This is a genomic window from Sulfurimonas sp. (genome assembly GCF_019429335.1).
In the GTDB taxonomy this organism is placed as follows: Bacteria; Campylobacterota; Campylobacteria; order Campylobacterales; family Sulfurimonadaceae; genus Sulfurimonas.
The window spans coordinates 19,227-36,203 of record NZ_JAHYJB010000011.1 but is presented as its reverse complement, the minus strand read 5'-3'; the positions used below and the strand labels follow the sequence as shown (position 1 = coordinate 36,203).

General features: G+C 38.5%; 22 protein-coding genes. 17 read left to right on the top strand and 5 right to left on the bottom strand.

The features are described 5' to 3' along the window. The first annotated feature begins 4 nt into the window (after positions 1-4). The 6 genes from K0A91_RS05865 to argS all read left to right on the top strand — a co-directional run bounded on the left by K0A91_RS05865 (position 5) and on the right by argS (position 5,457). The gene (locus K0A91_RS05865) at positions 5-649 is read left to right on the top strand and encodes an ABC transporter ATP-binding protein (RefSeq protein ID WP_295008930.1); all 645 of its coding nucleotides are present in this window, start codon (positions 5-7) and stop codon (positions 647-649) included. Positions 650-670: 21 nt separating this feature from the next. Beyond that, positions 671-1,435, top strand: coding sequence for a flagellar biosynthetic protein FliR (fliR, locus tag K0A91_RS05860; protein ID WP_295008968.1), 765 nt, complete (start codon positions 671-673; stop codon positions 1,433-1,435). 48 nt (positions 1,436-1,483) lie between these two features. Continuing rightward, positions 1,484-2,929: a hypothetical protein gene (locus K0A91_RS05855; RefSeq protein WP_295008929.1), complete on the top strand. Its 1,446-nt coding sequence runs from the start codon at positions 1,484-1,486 to the stop codon at positions 2,927-2,929. Then, entirely contained in the window at positions 2,929-3,549 is a 621-nt protein-coding gene (gene gmk, locus K0A91_RS05850) for a guanylate kinase (RefSeq protein ID WP_295008928.1), read from the top strand. Before K0A91_RS05855 ends, gmk begins: the two co-directional genes overlap by 1 nt. Positions 3,550-3,612: 63 nt before the next feature. Next, positions 3,613-3,858, top strand: a complete 246-nt coding sequence (locus K0A91_RS05845) for a twin-arginine translocase TatA/TatE family subunit (RefSeq protein ID WP_295008926.1) — start codon at positions 3,613-3,615, stop codon at positions 3,856-3,858. A gap of 3 nt (positions 3,859-3,861) precedes the next feature. Continuing rightward, entirely contained in the window at positions 3,862-5,457 is a 1,596-nt protein-coding gene (gene argS, locus K0A91_RS05840) for an arginine--tRNA ligase (RefSeq protein WP_295008924.1), read from the top strand. Position 5,458: 1 nt separating this feature from the next. Here argS and K0A91_RS05835 read toward each other — a convergent pair whose 3' ends face one another. Beyond that, positions 5,459-6,139 (bottom strand): L,D-transpeptidase family protein, encoded by a 681-nt coding sequence (locus K0A91_RS05835; RefSeq protein ID WP_295008922.1) that lies wholly within the window; start codon positions 6,137-6,139, stop codon positions 5,459-5,461. A gap of 64 nt (positions 6,140-6,203) precedes the next feature. On the opposite strand from K0A91_RS05835, the gene K0A91_RS05830 reads away from it, so the two are divergent. Next, a complete protein-coding gene (locus K0A91_RS05830) occupies positions 6,204-6,827 on the top strand; it encodes an acyl-CoA acyltransferase (protein ID WP_295008921.1) in 624 nt (207 codons plus the stop codon). Here K0A91_RS05830 and K0A91_RS05825 read toward each other — a convergent pair. After that, entirely contained in the window at positions 6,810-7,067 is a 258-nt protein-coding gene (locus tag K0A91_RS05825) for a hypothetical protein (RefSeq protein WP_295008920.1), read from the bottom strand. The genes K0A91_RS05830 and K0A91_RS05825 overlap by 18 nt on opposite strands. A 1-nt stretch (position 7,068) precedes the next feature. Here K0A91_RS05825 and K0A91_RS05820 point away from each other — a divergent pair, with 1 nt between their 5' ends. After that, positions 7,069-8,211, top strand: coding sequence for a Na+/H+ antiporter NhaC family protein (locus tag K0A91_RS05820; protein ID WP_295008919.1), 1,143 nt, complete (start codon positions 7,069-7,071; stop codon positions 8,209-8,211). Here the strand turns inward: K0A91_RS05820 and K0A91_RS05815 are convergent. After that, positions 8,200-8,943: a 3'-5' exonuclease gene (locus tag K0A91_RS05815; protein WP_295008918.1), complete on the bottom strand. Its 744-nt coding sequence runs from the start codon at positions 8,941-8,943 to the stop codon at positions 8,200-8,202. The genes K0A91_RS05820 and K0A91_RS05815 overlap by 12 nt on opposite strands. Before the next feature lie 115 nt (positions 8,944-9,058). After that, positions 9,059-9,436, bottom strand: a complete 378-nt coding sequence (locus tag K0A91_RS05810) for a hypothetical protein (RefSeq protein WP_295008916.1) — start codon at positions 9,434-9,436, stop codon at positions 9,059-9,061. Positions 9,437-9,522: 86 nt separating this feature from the next. Here K0A91_RS05810 and K0A91_RS05805 point away from each other — a divergent pair, with 86 nt between their 5' ends. The 9 genes from K0A91_RS05805 (at position 9,523) to K0A91_RS05765 (ending at position 15,866) form a co-directional block, all read left to right on the top strand. Next, positions 9,523-10,188, top strand: coding sequence for a peptidoglycan recognition family protein (locus K0A91_RS05805; protein WP_295008914.1), 666 nt, complete (start codon positions 9,523-9,525; stop codon positions 10,186-10,188). Then, positions 10,172-11,314, top strand: coding sequence for a DUF819 family protein (locus tag K0A91_RS05800; RefSeq protein ID WP_295008913.1), 1,143 nt, complete (start codon positions 10,172-10,174; stop codon positions 11,312-11,314). The genes K0A91_RS05805 and K0A91_RS05800 overlap by 17 nt, the downstream gene beginning before the upstream one ends. A gap of 54 nt (positions 11,315-11,368) precedes the next feature. Beyond that, entirely contained in the window at positions 11,369-11,611 is a 243-nt protein-coding gene (locus tag K0A91_RS05795; RefSeq protein ID WP_295008912.1) for a CopG family transcriptional regulator, read from the top strand. Then, positions 11,589-11,948 carry a type II toxin-antitoxin system PemK/MazF family toxin gene (locus K0A91_RS05790; protein WP_295008910.1) on the top strand — a complete coding sequence of 120 codons (360 nt, stop codon included), beginning with the start codon at positions 11,589-11,591 and terminating at the stop codon, positions 11,946-11,948. Before K0A91_RS05795 ends, K0A91_RS05790 begins: the two co-directional genes overlap by 23 nt. Continuing rightward, positions 11,948-12,961: a virulence RhuM family protein gene (locus tag K0A91_RS05785; RefSeq protein ID WP_295008909.1), complete on the top strand. Its 1,014-nt coding sequence runs from the start codon at positions 11,948-11,950 to the stop codon at positions 12,959-12,961. Before K0A91_RS05790 ends, K0A91_RS05785 begins: the two co-directional genes overlap by 1 nt. Positions 12,962-13,212: 251 nt before the next feature. Beyond that, entirely contained in the window at positions 13,213-13,611 is a 399-nt protein-coding gene (locus K0A91_RS05780) for an outer membrane protein assembly factor BamE (RefSeq protein ID WP_295008908.1), read from the top strand. Positions 13,612-13,657: 46 nt separating this feature from the next. After that, positions 13,658-14,140, top strand: a complete 483-nt coding sequence (locus tag K0A91_RS05775; protein WP_295008906.1) for a hypothetical protein — start codon at positions 13,658-13,660, stop codon at positions 14,138-14,140. A gap of 491 nt (positions 14,141-14,631) precedes the next feature. Continuing rightward, on the top strand, positions 14,632-14,808 hold the full coding sequence (locus tag K0A91_RS05770) for a hypothetical protein (RefSeq protein ID WP_295008905.1): 177 nt from the start codon (positions 14,632-14,634) through the stop codon (positions 14,806-14,808). A gap of 20 nt (positions 14,809-14,828) precedes the next feature. Then, positions 14,829-15,866, top strand: coding sequence for a dipeptide epimerase (locus tag K0A91_RS05765; protein ID WP_295008904.1), 1,038 nt, complete (start codon positions 14,829-14,831; stop codon positions 15,864-15,866). Here K0A91_RS05765 and K0A91_RS05760 read toward each other — a convergent pair. Further along, positions 15,856-16,965, bottom strand: a complete 1,110-nt coding sequence (locus K0A91_RS05760) for a multiheme c-type cytochrome (RefSeq protein WP_295008903.1) — start codon at positions 16,963-16,965, stop codon at positions 15,856-15,858. The two genes, K0A91_RS05765 and K0A91_RS05760, sit on opposite strands and share 11 nt — an antisense overlap. Positions 16,966-16,977: the final 12 nt, after the last annotated feature.

The window sequence follows — 16,977 nt, the reverse complement described above, 5'->3', positions numbered from 1 at the left end:
TTTTATGAATTTACTATCTGCACAAAATTTATCACACACTTTTGATTATCAGCTCTTTTGCAATATTTCGCTTGATTTGCAAGAGGGCGATTCAATCGCAATTATTGGAGTAAGCGGAAGCGGAAAATCAACCCTGCTTAACATTCTCTCTACACTTCTGAAGCCTGATGAGGGCACTGTATCTATCTTTGGCGAGGATGTGGCAAAGATGAGCAAAAAAAAGCTCTCTCAGATAAAAAGAGATGAGCTTGGGCTTGTTTTTCAATCGCACTATCTTTTTAAAGGTTTTACATGTATGGAAAATCTTGAAGTTGCAGCCATCCTCTCAAACCAAGAAGTTGATGGAGAGCTTTTAAAAAGATTGAAAATAGATGAGACTCTCAATCAAAAAGTGACCGAACTCTCAGGCGGACAGCAGCAAAGGGTCTCTATCGCCAGAGTTCTTACCAAACAGCCGCGTCTGCTTTTTGTTGACGAGCCTACAGGCAATCTCGACAAATCGACTGCAAACGAGGTTATGGATATCTTTTTTGAGTATATCTCTAAACGTAATGCAGGCATGATTCTGGTCACCCACGATGAAGATCTTGCGCACAGATGCCATAAGGTTTACAAACTCACAAACAAAGAGCTAGTAAGAGTTAACTGATTTTAAAATAGGAATTTTGTGATGGGCTGGACAGAGGTTTTTAGTGAAACTTACATAGTTGGGTTTATTCTTCTTTTTTTCAGATTTGGTGCACTATTTATGGCGGTACCTATATTTTCCCACAACAGTATACCGGCAAGCACAAAAGCAGCAATGGCGTTTTTTTTCACCATTGTTTTTTACCCCTCCATGCCACCTCTTGATATACCGATTACTACTCCGAGTATAATTTTGGCGATACTCAGCGAGCTCCTTTTTGGTTTGGCGATAGGGACGATTTTGCAGCTTGCATTTAACGCTATAACATTTGCCGGCGGGCAGATTTCCTTTATGATGGGTTTTTCCTTGGCAAGTGCCATTGACCCGCAGTCTGGCATATCAATGCCGATAATCTCGCAGTTTTTGTCACTTATGGCGCTTATGATGCTATTTGCGGTGGATTTGCACCACTGGATGCTGCTCTTTATCGATGGCTCCCTGCAGAATATACCGCTCGGCGGATTTATAATGAGTGAAAATCTTTTTAACTACATTATTAAAGCAACATCAAATATGTTTTTGGTCGGCTTTATGATTGCATTTCCTATAATTGCGCTCTCATGGCTGGCTGATGTTATATTTGGTATGTTAATGAAGACCATGCCGCAGTTCAATCTTTTGGTTATCGGCTTTCCTATAAAAATTATGGTCTCTTTCGCCGTACTAATTGCAACATTTGTCGCTACCATGCTGATTTTAAAAGGGCAGATGCTAGAGGCATTTAACTTTTTAGAGATGTTTTTTTAGTTTTTTTTGATACAATAATGTCAAAAGAGCCTCCGAAGGGAAAGCGTAATGAAAATATTACTTCTAAACAATAATCCGGTAGTTAATAAACTAGTAACTTTAAGCGTACAAAAGACCTCAGATGAGTTAAACACGGCAGGCAACATAGAGGCGATAGAGCCTAAAGATTATGATCTTTTGATTCTAGATGACGCTCTTTACAGCGAAGATGCGATGGCGGAAATTGAGAGCAAAATCAGATACAAAGAGTCACTATATATATGTGCAAAAGATGCCAAAGTTGCAGATGGATTTAGCAGAACTCTAAGAAAGCCTTTTCTTCCTACAGACCTTGTTGAGATGCTTATATCTTTGTCAAAAATAGTTGACACTATTGAGCTTGACAAAGTGTGTGAAGCTCATGATTTTTGCGAATTGGAAGAGCCTAACGGCAGCTCTGAATCTTTTAATGAGATAGATAGCTTTGAAAGTTTTGATGAGCTTGATGATTTAGGTAGCCTTGATGAGCTTGATGAAGAGAGAGATGAAGAGCTTGAAGATTTAGGGCACTTAGAAGATGATGAGCTTGAAGTAGATGGTATATTAGACAAAGAGGAACTTCAAGAGGTTCAAAATCTTTTAGAAGAGACCGAGATGGAAGATTTGAGTTTAGAAGACGATGAGCTTGGAGAAGATTTCAATTTCGATGAGAGTAGTTTAGAGCTTGAGAGCCTTGAAGAGACAAACGAGCAAGAGAGCGAAGCAGAAGAGACTCTAGACGAAGAGCTGAACTTCCATGAGCATGAGTTTGACAAAGAGAGCGCAGAAGATGATTTAGGTTTTGACGACAGCGATTTGGAGCTTGAAAGTCTTGAAGAAACAGCTACTCAAAAGATCGAAACTAAAGAAGAAGCGCTTGATGAGACATTTGCAGAAGCAGACGAGAGCGAAGAAGGGTTAGGCTTAGACGATAGAGACTTGGCGCTTGATGAAGATTTAGAGCTTGGCGATGATTTAGAACTTGATGAAGAGACAGAGTTTAGCGATGATATAGGGCTGCAGGATGAGGAAGTTTTAGAAAAACCAAAAGTCCAAGAGGGCTCTGATGAGCTTGAAGATTTGGCATCTCAGATTGAGAGCGCAGTGCAAGCGCTTAGCGATGAAGACCTCCAGACGGAAGTTGATGAGGATTTGCTCTTAAATATCGGTTCGCTTACAAGCAGGGATTTAAAACTTGCAATCGGCGAAGAGGTAAATGATGAAGAATCAAACAAAGAAGAGTTTGACGAACCCGAACCAATTAATGAGGCAGAAGAAGAGTCTGATGAAGATGAGTTGACAGAAGATGAGTTCACCAAAGATGACGAACAGGTTGAAAACGAAAAAGAGCAAGAGAGCGGTAATGAAGGCGTTGAAGCTCTCAAAAAGCTATTAAAAGCACTATCAAACGAAGATGTTGCTGCATCGCTAAAAGGGATGAAGATAAATATTAATATAACGCTGGGCGATAAGTAGTGAATAATAAAACAGGAGCTATTTTAGTTCTCTCTGGTCCTAGCGGGGCAGGGAAGAGCTCTTTACTAAATGAAATAATCGATGACATAGGTGAGTGTTACTTCTCCATCTCAACAACGACGCGTCCCATTAGAGAGGGCGAAATAGACGGCGTTCACTACCATTTTATCAGCGAAGCTGAGTTCAAAAAAGATATCGAAGAAGAGTTTTTTTTAGAGTATGCGTTTGTTCACGGCAACTATTATGGAACATCGATTAAACCTGTAAAAGAGGCGCTTAGTGCTGGCAAATTGGTTCTTTTTGATATCGACGTACAAGGAAATGCCGTAGTTACAAACAGACTTGGGGATATAACCACCTCTGTTTTTATTACGCCTCCGACACTCTCAGAGCTTAAAAATCGTCTAGAATCTAGAAAAACTGATTCGCAAGATGTAATTGAGCGCCGCATTGAGATGGCAAAAAAAGAGATTCAGAGAATAAGCGAGTATGATTTTTTAGTAGTAAATGACAATCTCCAAGAAGCAGCAAATACGCTAAGAATTATAGCAAGCGCGGCAAGAGTTAAAATTCCAGGCAACGAAATAAACGATTTTGTCAGAGGCTGGGAAGATATATAGCAATAAGAGTAGTTACAGCTAATTTGGCTATAATTTCTGACTTAAATTACAAAAGGAATAAATATGGGAATGCCTGGTGGACAAGAGTTATTAATAATTTTAGCAATCGTGGTTTTGCTATTTGGTGCGAAAAAAATACCTGAACTTGCAAAGGGAATCGGCAAAGGAATTAAAAACTTTAAAGCTGAAATGAAAAACGATGATGATGAAACAGAGACTAAAGTTGCATCATCTGAGGCTCCTAAAAAAGTAGAAGCCGATAAAGAAGTTGCTTCAAAAGAAGCTCCAAAAACTACAGAACAAGCGTAACTTTTGAAACAACGAGTATCGGCGCTTTTGCGCGAAAAGTTTGGTCGTGAAGTTGTTTTAGAAAAGCCACGGGAGCGCTCTTTTGGTCACTTTGCAACCCCTATTGCTTTCTCTTTGGCAAAGGAGCTAAAGCAGTCTCCTGCAAAAATCGCCGATGAGCTTGCATCCTCTTTCCATGAATCTGAAATATTTAGCAGTGTTGACCCCGTAAAAGGTTATCTCAATTTTCGTCTTAGTGAAAATTTCTTAAACGAATACGGGGCATGGGCGCTTCAAAACCCTTCTGAGTTTGCAAAGCAAGAGAAAAAAGAGAAGATTCTTTTAGAATTTGTAAGTGCAAATCCGACAGGACCGCTTCATATCGGGCACGCAAGAGGCGCAGTTTACGGAGATACTCTTTATAGATTGGCAAAACATCTGGGCTATGATATTACGGCAGAGTATTATGTAAATGATGCCGGAAACCAGATAGATTTGCTTGGTCTCTCCATCCAACTTTACGGACGTGAAAATATACTGGGTGAGAGTGTTGAGTATCCGCAGAGTTACTATCGCGGCGAATATCTCGCACCTTTGGCTCAAAAAGCCGTAGAGAAATTCGGTATAGAGATTTTAAGTGATGAATCTCGCCAAAAAGAGCTCGCCCTTTGGGCAAAAGACGGCGTTATGGAGATTATCAAAAAAGATTTGGCAGATACAAACATCTTTTTTGACACTTTTGTTTATGAATCCTCTCTTTATTACGACTGGGAGAGAGTTGTGGCAAAGATGGGCGATAGCGTATATAAAAAAGATGATAAGCTATACATTGCTTCTTCCCTAAAAGGCGATGATGCAGATAGAGTAGTTGTTCGTGAAGATGGACGTCCTACCTATCTTGCAGGCGATATCGTTTACCATAACCAAAAATTTGAACGCGGATATGACCACTATATAAATATCTGGGGAGCCGACCACCATGGCTATATCCCAAGAGTAAAAGCTGCTGTTGAGTTTTTGGGTTATGATAGCTCAAAGCTTGAAGTTGGGCTCTCTCAAATGGTTAGTCTCTTAAAAGACGGCGAGCCTTATAAGATGAGCAAGCGAGCCGGCAACGTAATTCTTATGAGTGATATCGTAGAGGAGATTGGCTCTGATGCACTGAGATTTATTTTTGCTTCAAAAAAGAGTGACACTGCGTTGGAGTTTGACCTAGCTGAGTTTAAAAAGCAGGATAGTTCAAACCCTATTTTTTACATTCAGTACGCACATGCCAGAATAAAAACTATTATCTCAAAAAGCGATTTGAGCGAAGATGAGATAATGTCTGCAAGCCTGAAAAATTTAGATGAGAATGCAGATATCTTGATGTTTGATGCGCTTTTATTGCCCGAAATCGTAGATGACGCATTTTCTACAAGACAGGTTCAAAAACTGCCTGAATATTTAAAGTCGCTTGCAGCTTCGCTTCATAAATTTTACTACGATTGTAGAATTCTAGGAACTGAGGATGAGGCAAAACTTCTAAAACTTCTGATGTTGGTTGCATTATCCCTTAGAACAGGGCTCTCTTTGATGGGAATTACTGCAAAAGATTATATGAGCAAAGAAGAGGAGTAGATTACTCTTTTAGCTCTGGATAAAGCTTTAAAACTTCATCCAGCTGCTCTTTTGTAGCCTGTATCAAAATCGGGTTTTTCTCCCTATCAAGCCAAGACGCTATTTTTTTAATATCCGAGAGACTCATAGATGTGCATCCTGCCGTCGGTGAACCTTTTGATTTTTCTACATGTATAAATATGCAAGAGCCAGCTTCTTTCTTCTGCTCTTTGTTATGTCCTACTACGATTCCAAGTTCATATTGGGCATCTTCTCTTCTCATCTCTTCAAAACTCTTAGGTAGAATCTCAGGTTTTTTTATAATCTGATTGTAAAATTGTGAGTCAGAGTCATCTACACAGATTAAATCTTTTGTAGCATGAAGATACGGCATCTTAAAATCTAAATCTTTTTTATAGCCAAAAAGAGCATCAAGAGTAAAAACTCCTATCGGCGTCTTTTTGTCCCCCTCTCTCTTTATCGGCGTATCTTTTGTGTGTGAAAGCTCTATTTTACCGAGTCCAAAGCCCAGACCGTTATTGCCAAGGTTTACTTCTATCGGCCCGATTATTTTTTTGTTATCCTCAAAACACTCAAGAACTGCTCTAGTGGAATTATAACCATCGCCAACGACCAATATTGTCTGCTGTGCGGCGAAAAGAAAGATTTGACAAATTGTAATAATTAAGAAACTTTTTACCATAAAGTATGTTACTATTACCAAAATATGAAACAGTTTAATTTTTTTAAAAAATGGAAAAAGATTTATGGGTATTAACATTAGAAAAGCTACTAGCACTGACGGACCGTTCTTAGCACAGATGATTTTACAGAGCACTAGAGCTGACAAAAAAATCGGTATATATGATTTGATTTTTAAAACAACGAGTGATGAGCAGATTTTAAAACATTTAGAAAAACTTACAAATACAACATCAAAATCAAACTGCCACTATAGTAATTTTTTAATAGCTGAAATTGACGGAAAAAGCGTAGGTTCGCTTGCGAGCTATGAGCCAAGACTCGTTACAAGAGAGACTTTTTTAGCAGCACTTGAAGAGATTGGAGTGAACGGCGAAGAGGGCGAATATCTGGGACTTATGGATATTTGCGGCTTTCCTCTAAACAGCAGAACTCTTATTTTTGACTACATGGAAGAGCTAGAGGGTTTTATGGACGTTGGAATTTTAAAAGAGCTTATGCACAAAAGCCTTCTTGCGGCTAGACTAAAGGGTTACCGTATTGCGCAGACAATCGTTGAAATAGGCTCGTTAGAGACTCTGCTTTATTACAAAAAACTTGGATTTAAAGAGGTCAAACAAAAAGAGTGCGACCCTTATAAAGAGATTTTCGGCAGACCTGGTTTAGTTCTGCTATCTATAGAGTTTTGATGGGATTAACATAGAACTCTCTGCACTCTCCATTCTTCCATCCCTGCTTGCTATCATCGTAGCGCTATATACAAAGAATGTCATGCTCTCGCTTTTTGGCGGTATAGTGTTGGGCGCTTTTATTTTAAATGATTTTGTTTTTTTATCATCAACCGAGTCTATTTTTTTACTCTCAAAATCTCTGCTAAGTGAAGCTTGGATATTAAAGACGCTTGCATTCGCCGTATTGGTTGGAAGCATAATGGCTGTTATTGAGAAGTCTGGCGGAATTGAGGGGTTTGTAGATTTTATGCAGCACAGGCTCTCTTTGGTAAACTCCCCGCGCGCTGCACTGATGCTTAGCTATATTATCGGGCTATTTATTTTTATAGAATCAATAATAACTTCTCTAATCGCAGGTGCGGTCGGCAAGCCCTTTTGCAACAAATACAAGATACCCAGTGCAAAGCTTGCCTTTGTTTGTGACTCAACAGCTGCTCCCGTTAGTTCGCTTATTATCATAAACGGATGGGGAGCGCTTCTTCTTGGACTAATTACGACTCAAATATCGCTTGGCGTTATATATGTTGATGCGATGGATATTTTAATAGAGTCGGTTTTATACAATTTTTATTCGATGGCAGCGCTTGTTGTTATCTTTTTGTTTATATGGTTCAGCATAGATATAGGCGCAATGAAACGCGCAAAGCATATGCCGAAAAATGAAGAGGTTATAAGCCTTAAAAGTGCTAGCATGTACTATATGGTTGCTCCGATTATCTTGATGATTATTTTGGTTTTTTTCTTTTTGTATATAACCGGTGATGGAGATATATTAAAAGGGAGTGGTTCTAGTGCTATATTTTACACGATGCTAACTACGCTTATATTTACTCTCTTTTATTTTGTCGGCACAAAAAACATGAGCTTAAAAGAGTGGAGCGAAGCGGCACTGAGAGGGGCACTGAAACTCTCTCCAATCGCGCTGATACTTCTTCTTGCTTTTGGTATAGGAGATATTACGACACAACTAAAAACAGGGCACTATCTTGCTTCTTTATTGAATGAAAATCTAAGCGTTTATCTTTTGGCGGCCGTTATATTTTTTATTGCTTCGCTTATTTCTCTCTCTACAGGGACAAGTTGGGGAACGTTTAGCATAATGATTCCCATAGCTATTCCAATGGCGGCTGCAATGGATGCAAATATGGCGCTGTGTATTGGTGCGGCTATCTCTGGAGGTGTTTTTGGAGACCACTCTTCACCGATTTCAGATACAACTATCATATCTGCTATGGCGAGTGATTGCGACCTTGTGGAGCATACAAGCACTCAGATGCCATACGTCTTTATAAGCTGGGGCATCGCTTTTGTGCTGTTTGTGCTGTTTGGATTATTTTCCTAAAGCCACGTTTATGGAGTATTTCATATCTTCGTCAAGATTCTCCATACCGCTTAGCATCCATCTAAGATAAGTGGCGTCGCTTGCGGCTACCTCTTGAAGTGTTTTGCCTTTATACTTTCCGAAGTTAAATGATTTTATCAAAATAGGCGTTGCTGTTAAATCAACCATCTTCTCAACCGGATTTTCAGTTGGAAATTGCGCTAAGACAAGCTCTTTGAGCTTGCTCAAGAAGAGTTTTAAAACCAATACGTCACCAATTGCGTCATGTGCTTTTACTACGATTTTTAACTCATCAGCCTCTTGAAGCTCATCATTGTAGAGCCCCATTTTATAGCGGAAGTACTGGAGTCTGTGGGCCTCTTCGTCAGGAAGAAGATGTTTTGCGACTCTAAGGGTGTCGATAACTTTCATCTGCGTTTTAAAACCCTCTTTCTCAAGCATTGCTATATCAAAAGGAGCGTTATGTATGATGATGTAGTTCTCGTTTGTGTTTAGCTCTTGAAGCCTTTTGAACGACTCACTCTCTTTACATGTAGGTTTTCCCTCAAGCATATCCGGAGTGATTCCGTGAACTTCCATCGCGGCAAAGTTTATTGGAACGTCCGTGCTGAAAAACTCATTTTGAACTTCAATCTCTTTTGCGCCTAAAACCATAAAGCCAAGCTGAATAACCCTGTCTCTATCACCTGTTCCCGTTGTTTCTGTATCTAAAAGAATATATTTTTTTGCCAAATTTCTACCTTTTGTTCTGTCTTTATTGGTAATGTTCAAATTATCTGCCGCTCATGCGGCAAGCTTTAGTGCCACAGCGGTTAGCGTAGCCAAAGAAATTACTTTCTTTGGCGTTTTAAAATAGAAAGCAGTCTAACATATATTCCCTTTGTGCATGCAAATACTCTTCGCTAAGCTCTATTTTTATACTTTCATTTCCGATTTTATAGCAGCAAAACTGGACAAATTTAAGCTGCGTCTTCTCTTTGTTAAACTCAAAATTTCTGATAGCCAGAGGTTCGTTCAGCTCTTCGAGGAGGTCTTGAATATAGTTTATTGATGCTTCTGAGGGCTGAAGGTTTAGAAGTTTGTAAAATATGGGAATCTTTATCTCCATCTCAAACTCCTCATCCAGAGAAATGTGGGTGTTATATATGCCGCGTGCAAGCTTTAGAGCATCAAGGCTCAGGGGCTCCGCGAGTAGGTTATGTTTTATAATTTCATCTGGGTTCATAACTGCTATATTATATGGATAACCATTAAAAGTATATAAAATTTATTGTAAGATACTGCGCTTAAATAATTTTTGAGGCATCTTAAATGAAGAGATTTTTCTTATCGCTCCTTTTTCTTCCCATCTATCTTTTTGCGCTAAAAATAGAGCAAACGCCCATAGAGTTTTCTAAAGTCAGAGTTGAGCTTACAAAAGAGTATATAAAAACACACTACAATCTTGATGTAAAAGATATCAAAATTGTTCCTAAAATGGTTGTTGTGCATCATACAGCAATAGATGATTTTTCGGATTCACTTTCACGTTTCAAAGCTGAAGCTCTGCCTAGCGACAGACCTGACATAAAAGGGGGCGGCGCGCTTAACGTATCTACTCACTTTATGGTTGAGCGTGATGGAACTATTCATCAACTTATGCCGCTTGATTTTATGGCTCGACATGTCATAGGACTGAACTACAACTCTATCGGCATAGAGAATGTCGGAGGTCAAAACTCTAAGGACAACCTCACAAAAGAGCAGTTGGAGGCAAATATTTTTCTTGTAAAAGAGCTTAAAAAACGTTTTGATACTATAGAGTACGTTATCGGTCATTACGAGTACAGATGTTTTGAGGGGAGCGAACTTTGGCTTGAAGTAGATGACGGCTACAGAACATTTAAAGATGACCCGTCAGTACGTTTTATGAATGAGTTACGAGCAAATATTGAGGGCTTTAAAGTAGCGCCTTGCGCAAATGAGACAAATGATTAGTTCTCCTCTTATCTACATCTCGTTACTCGCACTTTTAGTCGCGTTGATAACTCTCGCAGAGCAAAAAACCAGATTTAAAATCTTCAAGTTTATTCCTGCCGTCGTGATGATATATATAGTGAGTATGATTTTAGCTTCATTTGGCGTATTTGAGCAGAATGAAGAAATAGATGACATATACTCAAACGCAAAAAAGAACCTGCTTCCCGCCATGCTTTTTTTGATTCTGCTGCAGATTGATTTTAGACACTTCGCAAAGCTTGGAAGATCACTTCTCATCTCATATTTTTTAGCGCTTTTTTCCCTCTCTTTGGGCTTTATTGCCGTATCTGCGGTTTTTAATTTCGGCACCGAAATGGCATCAGCTTTTGGAGCATTGAGCGGCAGCTGGATGGGCGGCGTTGCAAACATGATAGCGGTGGGTTCGGCACTGAATGTTTCACAAGAGGCTTTTGGGTACGCGCTGATAGTTGACAGTGTAAACTATACTCTTTGGATAATGTTTTTGCTTTTTTTAGTCCCGTTTGCCTACAGGTTCAATAGCTTTACTTCTTCACATGAACAGATGGTAAAACTGAGTGAAATAGGGTGCGCATGTACCATCGGAGCAAAGAGATACTGGCTTTTGATACTTTTGGCAATACTCGTCGCGTTCACGGTAAATCTTATAGCCTCAATCGGATTTGTCGTTCTAAACTACACTACGACAACGGTTATTTTGGCGACTATACTCGGCGTTGCAGGCTCGTTTACAAGGCTAAAACAGATAAGCGGCTCAAGCGAAGTGGCAACATCTATGCTCTATATCCTAGTAGCGCTTATAGGCTCAAAGGCGCTGTTTGAGAACTTCAGCAATGTCGGAGTTTATGTTCTTGCAGGATTTTGTATCTTAGTTATTCATGCGCTTATCATGGTCGCTGGTGCCAAGATATTCAGACTTGACCTCTTCAGCATTGCCATCGCTTCACTCTCAAACATCGGCGGAGTAGCATCTGCCTCTATTCTTGCTGCGGCGTATAACAAATCTCTTGTCGGAGTCGGAGTTTTGATGGCGATTATGGGGTATCTGATAGGAACTTTCGGAGGTTTGGCGGTGGGTAATATTTTGGTTTGGATTGCTGGTTAAGGCTTAAAGGTAATACAAAGAGTAATATTTATATAATACTTAAAAGGAGTATTTATGCATACGATAACACTTAAAGCAGATGATAATTTTTTTACGATGCTAAATGAAATGGCAACGACATTCGGCACTTCAAGAAGTGAGCTTATCAGAAACGCAGTTATAAACTACAAAGAAACTTTAGAAAAAGAGAAGCTAAAACAACAGATAAAAAAGGCATCTTTAAAGGTGAGAAAAGAGTCCAAAAAAGCAGCAAATGAGTTTGAAGGTACATTGAGTGACGGGCTTGGCAATGTTTAAAAAAGGCGAAATCTACTTAGCGAATCTCAACCCCAAAAAAGGCAATGAAGTCGGTAAACTCCGCCCGATTCTTATCTACCAAACAGATATGTTAAACGAGATAGCACATCCTACAACTACTGTTTTACCTCTATCTACACACCTCATAGATGAGAGCTACCCTCTAAGATTTAGAGTAACAAAAAGAGACAAACTTGACTCTTCTAACGAAATACTCTGCGACCAAATAAGAACGATAGACAATCAAAGAATCATAAACGAAAAACTTACCGTATTAAGTGATGATGAGATGGAGCAAGTCGATAAGCAAATGAAAATTGTGTTGGGGATGGTATGATGCTAGTAGCGGTAGAGAGTCATAAAATGAGCCAAATGCTTATTTATCAAAATGAAAACGGTGATATAAAAGTAGATGTGCGGTTTGAAGATAACTCTATTTGGTTATCTCAAGCTCAAATTTGTGAACTTTTTGGTAAAGTAAAATCAACTATAAGTGAACATATAAAAAATATTTTCGATGAAGAAGAACTAGCTCCAAGTTCAACTGTTCGGAATTTCCGAAGAGTTCAAATTGAAGGAAATAGAGAAGTTTCAAGAGATGTTGAATACTACAATCTTGATATGATTATCGCTGTTGGGTTTCGTGTTAAATCTGCTCAAGGTACAAAGTTTAGGATTTGGGCAACTGGGAAGTTAAATGAGTACATCACAAAAGGTTTTGTGCTTAATGATGAGAGGTTTAAAAGCGGTTCAAATATGAACTATTTTGATGAACTCCAAAAACGACTAAGAGAAATACGATTATCTGAGAGGTTTTTTTATCAAAAAATCAAAGATATTTATATGACAAGCATAGACTACAATCCAAAAGATGAAAAAACGATAGAGTTTTTTAAAATCATCCAAAACAAACTTCTTTGGGCAGTATCCGAGCAAACAGCAGCAGAACTTGTACACAATAGAATTGATATGAGTTTACCGCTTCTTGGAATGCAGTCGTTTGATAAAGAAGGCAAAAGCATCACAAAAAAAGATGTCAGCATTGCTAAAAATTATTTAAAAGAAGAGGAGATAAAACTCCTTGGGCTTTTAGTAGAACAATATTTGGCATTTGCCGAAACGATGGCAATGCAACAAAAGCCGATGACTATGAAAGAGTGGTGTGAACGACTTGATGTTATCATCTCGCTAAATGGTAGAGAACTACTTACTCATGCAGGGAAAATCAGCCATCAAATTGCTCTTAAAAAATCAAATCAAGAATATGAAAAATATAAAATAGCCAAAAAAGGAAATCAAAAGTCAGAGAGCCTCAAAGAGCTTGAAGATGATATAAAGAGGCTCAAATGAGTGGTTGATTTGAGTGATTTGAAGTGCAGAGTTATTACGGAAGATAAAAGTGTTTCTTTGGATTTTGAAAGTAAAACTCTGACCCGCTTGAATTATCTAGAATTTATTAAAAATGTAGGGTAAAGTAACAAGCAGAGGTGGAAATTAATTAGGCTAAAAAATTGTCTTGATTTTTCAGGCCATTATAGTATTTTTTTGTATAATATTTAATTCATATTTTTTATGAATTAAATTCAAATTGGAGTAATAAAATGCTAAAAAAAATAACTGCATCATCGATGCTAGTTGCAACTTTAGTTTTAAGTAGTGGATGTGCTGTAAAGACAGGCAATGAGAACTTAGGCACAATGGAAAAGAGTGAGCTTGATACAAAAATTGTAAAAGGCAAATCTACAAAACAAGACATAAAAGCACTTTTAGGTGATCCAGACAGAACGGATTTCGACAATAATTCTTTAGAAAAATGGACATATGCTCACACTAGAAAAGACTTGAAACTTGTAAGTTATGTTCCAGTTGCAAATTGGTTTGTTGCAGGCACAAATGATACTACCAAATCATTAGTTATAGTTTTTGAAGAAAATGGTGTTGTAAAAAACTTTATCACATCTGACGCAAAAGGTGAAACTAAAGGTGGATTATTCCAGTAAATATATATGCTCGATACAAATCGGGTTATATAAAAAAGGAAAAAATATGAAAAAAATTGTACTTGGAATTTCCTTATTGATAGCAGCAATGACATGTAATGCTGGTGATTCAAAGTTTATTCAGTTTGCATTAAAGCAGGCGCACGATAGGGGATTTATGGGATGTGATGCAGCAATCACGTCAGCTTTTGAAAATGCTGGTGGTGATGATATACGTGTCAATACTCAATTGTTTGATGATACCAAGAATGATTCTCTAAAGCTTACCGCAACTTATGGAAGTAAGGGTGATTCTGTTTTTCTAGAAGTAGAACTTAGAACACATGCTGGCAAGTGTTTTATGACTAAAACGTCAGTCATTACATCTACTAAATCATGTACTGCGTATGCTAGTGAGATGAAGGCTTTTGAATTTGTAGCAGAGACAGCTGATTATGTTTGGACGCAAAACAAAGGTGGGGTTATAATGTTGTTGAAGCCACTAAACGGTGGTTGTATAACAACCTTTCAACGAGGTAACTATTTTTAATATTGCCTTACAAAGCGGGTCAGAGTTTTACTTTTTACTAAAACTATGTTACGCTGCAATCGGGTAAAAAGTAAGTAAGTTAAATCATGCCAAGACCCCAAAGAATAGAGCAAACGGTTTTTACCATATTGTTAATCGTGGTATTGCTAAGTACACTGTTTTTTATGAAGATGATGACTTTAAAAAATTTCCTGAAATCGTACAAGAGGTAAGTGAAGAGTATGGATTTGAGATATTTTCATTTACCTCTTATGAACAACCATTATCATTTGCTGATGAAAATCGCCAATCAAAATCTTTCACTCTCATTACAAAAAATCAACTCACGATATGGCATGTATTTTAACCGTAAATACAAACGAGTCGGTCCTCTTTGCAGGGAAGATTTAAGTCTTGGTATGTGAGCTAGACGAACATGAGTTAAACAACATAGAGAAACTCTACAATGCAAAAGCAAAGAGATTACATATGATTAAGTAAGGAGTAGTTTAGTGATAGAATACGCTCTTAAATATGCAGATTTTGATGACATAAAGCTTTGTTTGGAACTCTTTAGCAAAAGGGAAGTAAAAGTAGTCTGGGAAAAAACTATGCAAAATGACAAAAGCTTTATCAAAACAAATCTTATAGTTGTAAGGGTGTTTTTTTGGTATGGATATGGAGAGTGATTATTTTAAAGAGGTAAAAAATGCAAGATTTGAAAGTATTAAAAATCACAACCCAAGTAAAACAGATAGAACTAAAAACTCCATTCAAAACTGCCTTGCGGGAGACTTCGGAGGTAGAGCTTATAAGAGTACATGTAGAAGATGAAAACGGACACGTAGGCATCGGTGAAGCGCCCGCTACAAAGGCTATTACGGGTGAAGATATAGAGATAATTTTAAACTCCGTTGAGAGCGTAAGAGAGCAGTTTTTGCACCTTACATGTAAAGAGGCTTTAGAGATTTTGCACTCAACATGTAGCATCGGCTCAAGTGCCAAAGCGGCACTTGATATGGCATTTATATCTCTACATGTCAAACAAAAAAACCGCGCTCTGGCGGAGCATTTTTGCATAGAGGATTTTACGCCTATAAAAACGGATGTGACTATCAGCCTCAACTCTGCGGATGTTATGCTAGAGGACGCGAAAAAGGCGTATGACGCTGACATATCAATACTCAAAGTAAAAGTCGGCAGCGATATTTTACATGCGGTGGATGTTATAAGAAAAATCGCAAACTTTCTGCCGCAAGCTGAGGTTTTAGTCGATGCAAATCAGGCATGGAGTTTTGAGGATTCGCACTTTTTTATAAGCAATATGTTTGATGCAAAAATAGAACTTATAGAGCAGCCCGTTGTCGCTTCTGACTTGGAGAGTCTAAAAAAAATAACAGAGCTCTCACACATTCCCATCTTGGCAGATGAAGCGGTTTTCACTCTTGAAGATGTCAAAAAGGTCATGGAGTCAAAGAGTGCCGACATGATAAATATAAAGCTTATGAAGTGCGGCGGGGTTACAAAAGCCGTGGAGATTTTGGAGTATGCAAGAGAGAAAAACATTGCATGTATGCTCGGCTCTATGCTTGAGGGACCTTACTCCATAAACATTGCCTTGTATCTGGCGTTTGCCTATCGTGATGTTGTGAAGTATGTCGATTTGGACAGCCCTTTGCTTTACAAAGAGCCATCAAGCGAGTTGGACTTTCTCTTTAACGGCTGCGAGATTTCATTTAAAAAGTGAAGCTCTCCTTTTTAAAGATTTTAAACTCTTTTGCTGCTTCTTCATTCTCAAGTCCTAAAGATTTAAGAGCTTTTGGATTTACCAAGAACCAGCCTAAAACTACATTTACCTTGTCGCCTTTTTGAAGTTTAAACTCGCGTTTTACCTCTCTTTTTTCATTTGCTTGAATCATGGTGTCTTTAAGCGTAGTATCCGCTGCCCACGGCATTGCAGGTTTGCCGTCTTTTCCTATCACTCTTACAAAAACCTCTTTTTCAAGCTCTATGGTTTTGCCCTCTCTCAGCACGTTTATCTTTAAAACAGCCACACGCATAGGATGAAGTAAAAGCGCATGTGAGCTTCTGTTGTCGACATTTACTATAAAATGGTCTATATTTCTAAGAATCGATATATTCACATATTTGCTTAACATGTCAGAGTTGTAGTGTGCTCCTGCAAAACCGTGGAAAGAGTGTGTTTTTGTCTCTATGATGGAGGAAAAGCTTCCATCTACTTTTGGCATATGACAGCTTACGCAGTTTGACTGGCTCATCTCATCATTTACGTTTGTTGAACAGAGATTTAGTCCTGCTTTGTTGAGGTTATGCGAATGACATCCGACACAGACATTTCCATTTTTAAAGTTCTCGTTCTCATCGGTTATGATTTTATGATATGGAGAATCAAGTGAACTTCTTGTTGAGCCGTAGTAGCTCCCTTTCTCTTTTGAGATAATGTTCGTGTTGCTCTGTTTATGTTTTTCTATGCCCTCTATGCGGTGGCAGTATGCACAGCTGATGGCTTCTTGATGAGTTGCATTTGCCGGGTCGGGCATAGCCTTTGCACCTTTTGTAAGCATCTTGTCTAAGTTATCCGCAGCAGGAGAGTGGCATTTGCCGCAAGAGTACTGAGAGAGTTTCGTATTATGCGGATGTTTATCCCACACGGCTTTGTGGACCGGGTCTTTGTCGGGTGTCGCATTTGCATGCATAGAACCGTAATACTCTTTATAGATTTTAGGGTGGCACGCTTGACACTCTTGACTTGAAGCAAACTCATGAACGCCGTCGTTTGCGAAGAGAATGATAGTTAGAGATAAAAACAGAAATAATTTTTTCATAATGTATCCTTT

Bases quoted from the DNA above. Each gene is read 5' to 3' on its own strand.
- K0A91_RS05865 (WP_295008930.1), top strand. From the start codon at position 5: ATGAATTTACTATCTGCACAAAATTTATCACACACTTTTGATTATCAG.
- fliR (WP_295008968.1), top strand. From the start codon at position 671: ATGGGCTGGACAGAGGTTTTTAGTGAAACTTACATAGTTGGGTTTATT.
- K0A91_RS05855 (WP_295008929.1), top strand. From the start codon at position 1,484: ATGAAAATATTACTTCTAAACAATAATCCGGTAGTTAATAAACTAGTA.
- K0A91_RS05845 (WP_295008926.1), top strand. From the start codon at position 3,613: ATGGGAATGCCTGGTGGACAAGAGTTATTAATAATTTTAGCAATCGTG.
- K0A91_RS05835 (WP_295008922.1), bottom strand. From the start codon at position 6,139: ATGGTAAAAAGTTTCTTAATTATTACAATTTGTCAAATCTTTCTTTTC.
- K0A91_RS05830 (WP_295008921.1), top strand. From the start codon at position 6,204: ATGGGTATTAACATTAGAAAAGCTACTAGCACTGACGGACCGTTCTTA.
- K0A91_RS05825 (WP_295008920.1), bottom strand. From the start codon at position 7,067: ATGCTTCCAACCAATACGGCGAATGCAAGCGTCTTTAATATCCAAGCT.
- K0A91_RS05820 (WP_295008919.1), top strand. From the start codon at position 7,069: ATGGCTGTTATTGAGAAGTCTGGCGGAATTGAGGGGTTTGTAGATTTT.
- K0A91_RS05810 (WP_295008916.1), bottom strand. From the start codon at position 9,436: ATGAACCCAGATGAAATTATAAAACATAACCTACTCGCGGAGCCCCTG.
- K0A91_RS05805 (WP_295008914.1), top strand. From the start codon at position 9,523: ATGAAGAGATTTTTCTTATCGCTCCTTTTTCTTCCCATCTATCTTTTT.
- K0A91_RS05800 (WP_295008913.1), top strand. From the start codon at position 10,172: ATGAGACAAATGATTAGTTCTCCTCTTATCTACATCTCGTTACTCGCA.
- K0A91_RS05795 (WP_295008912.1), top strand. From the start codon at position 11,369: ATGCATACGATAACACTTAAAGCAGATGATAATTTTTTTACGATGCTA.
- K0A91_RS05785 (WP_295008909.1), top strand. From the start codon at position 11,948: ATGCTAGTAGCGGTAGAGAGTCATAAAATGAGCCAAATGCTTATTTAT.
- K0A91_RS05780 (WP_295008908.1), top strand. From the start codon at position 13,213: ATGCTAAAAAAAATAACTGCATCATCGATGCTAGTTGCAACTTTAGTT.
- K0A91_RS05775 (WP_295008906.1), top strand. From the start codon at position 13,658: ATGAAAAAAATTGTACTTGGAATTTCCTTATTGATAGCAGCAATGACA.
- K0A91_RS05765 (WP_295008904.1), top strand. From the start codon at position 14,829: ATGCAAGATTTGAAAGTATTAAAAATCACAACCCAAGTAAAACAGATA.
- K0A91_RS05760 (WP_295008903.1), bottom strand. From the start codon at position 16,965: ATGAAAAAATTATTTCTGTTTTTATCTCTAACTATCATTCTCTTCGCA.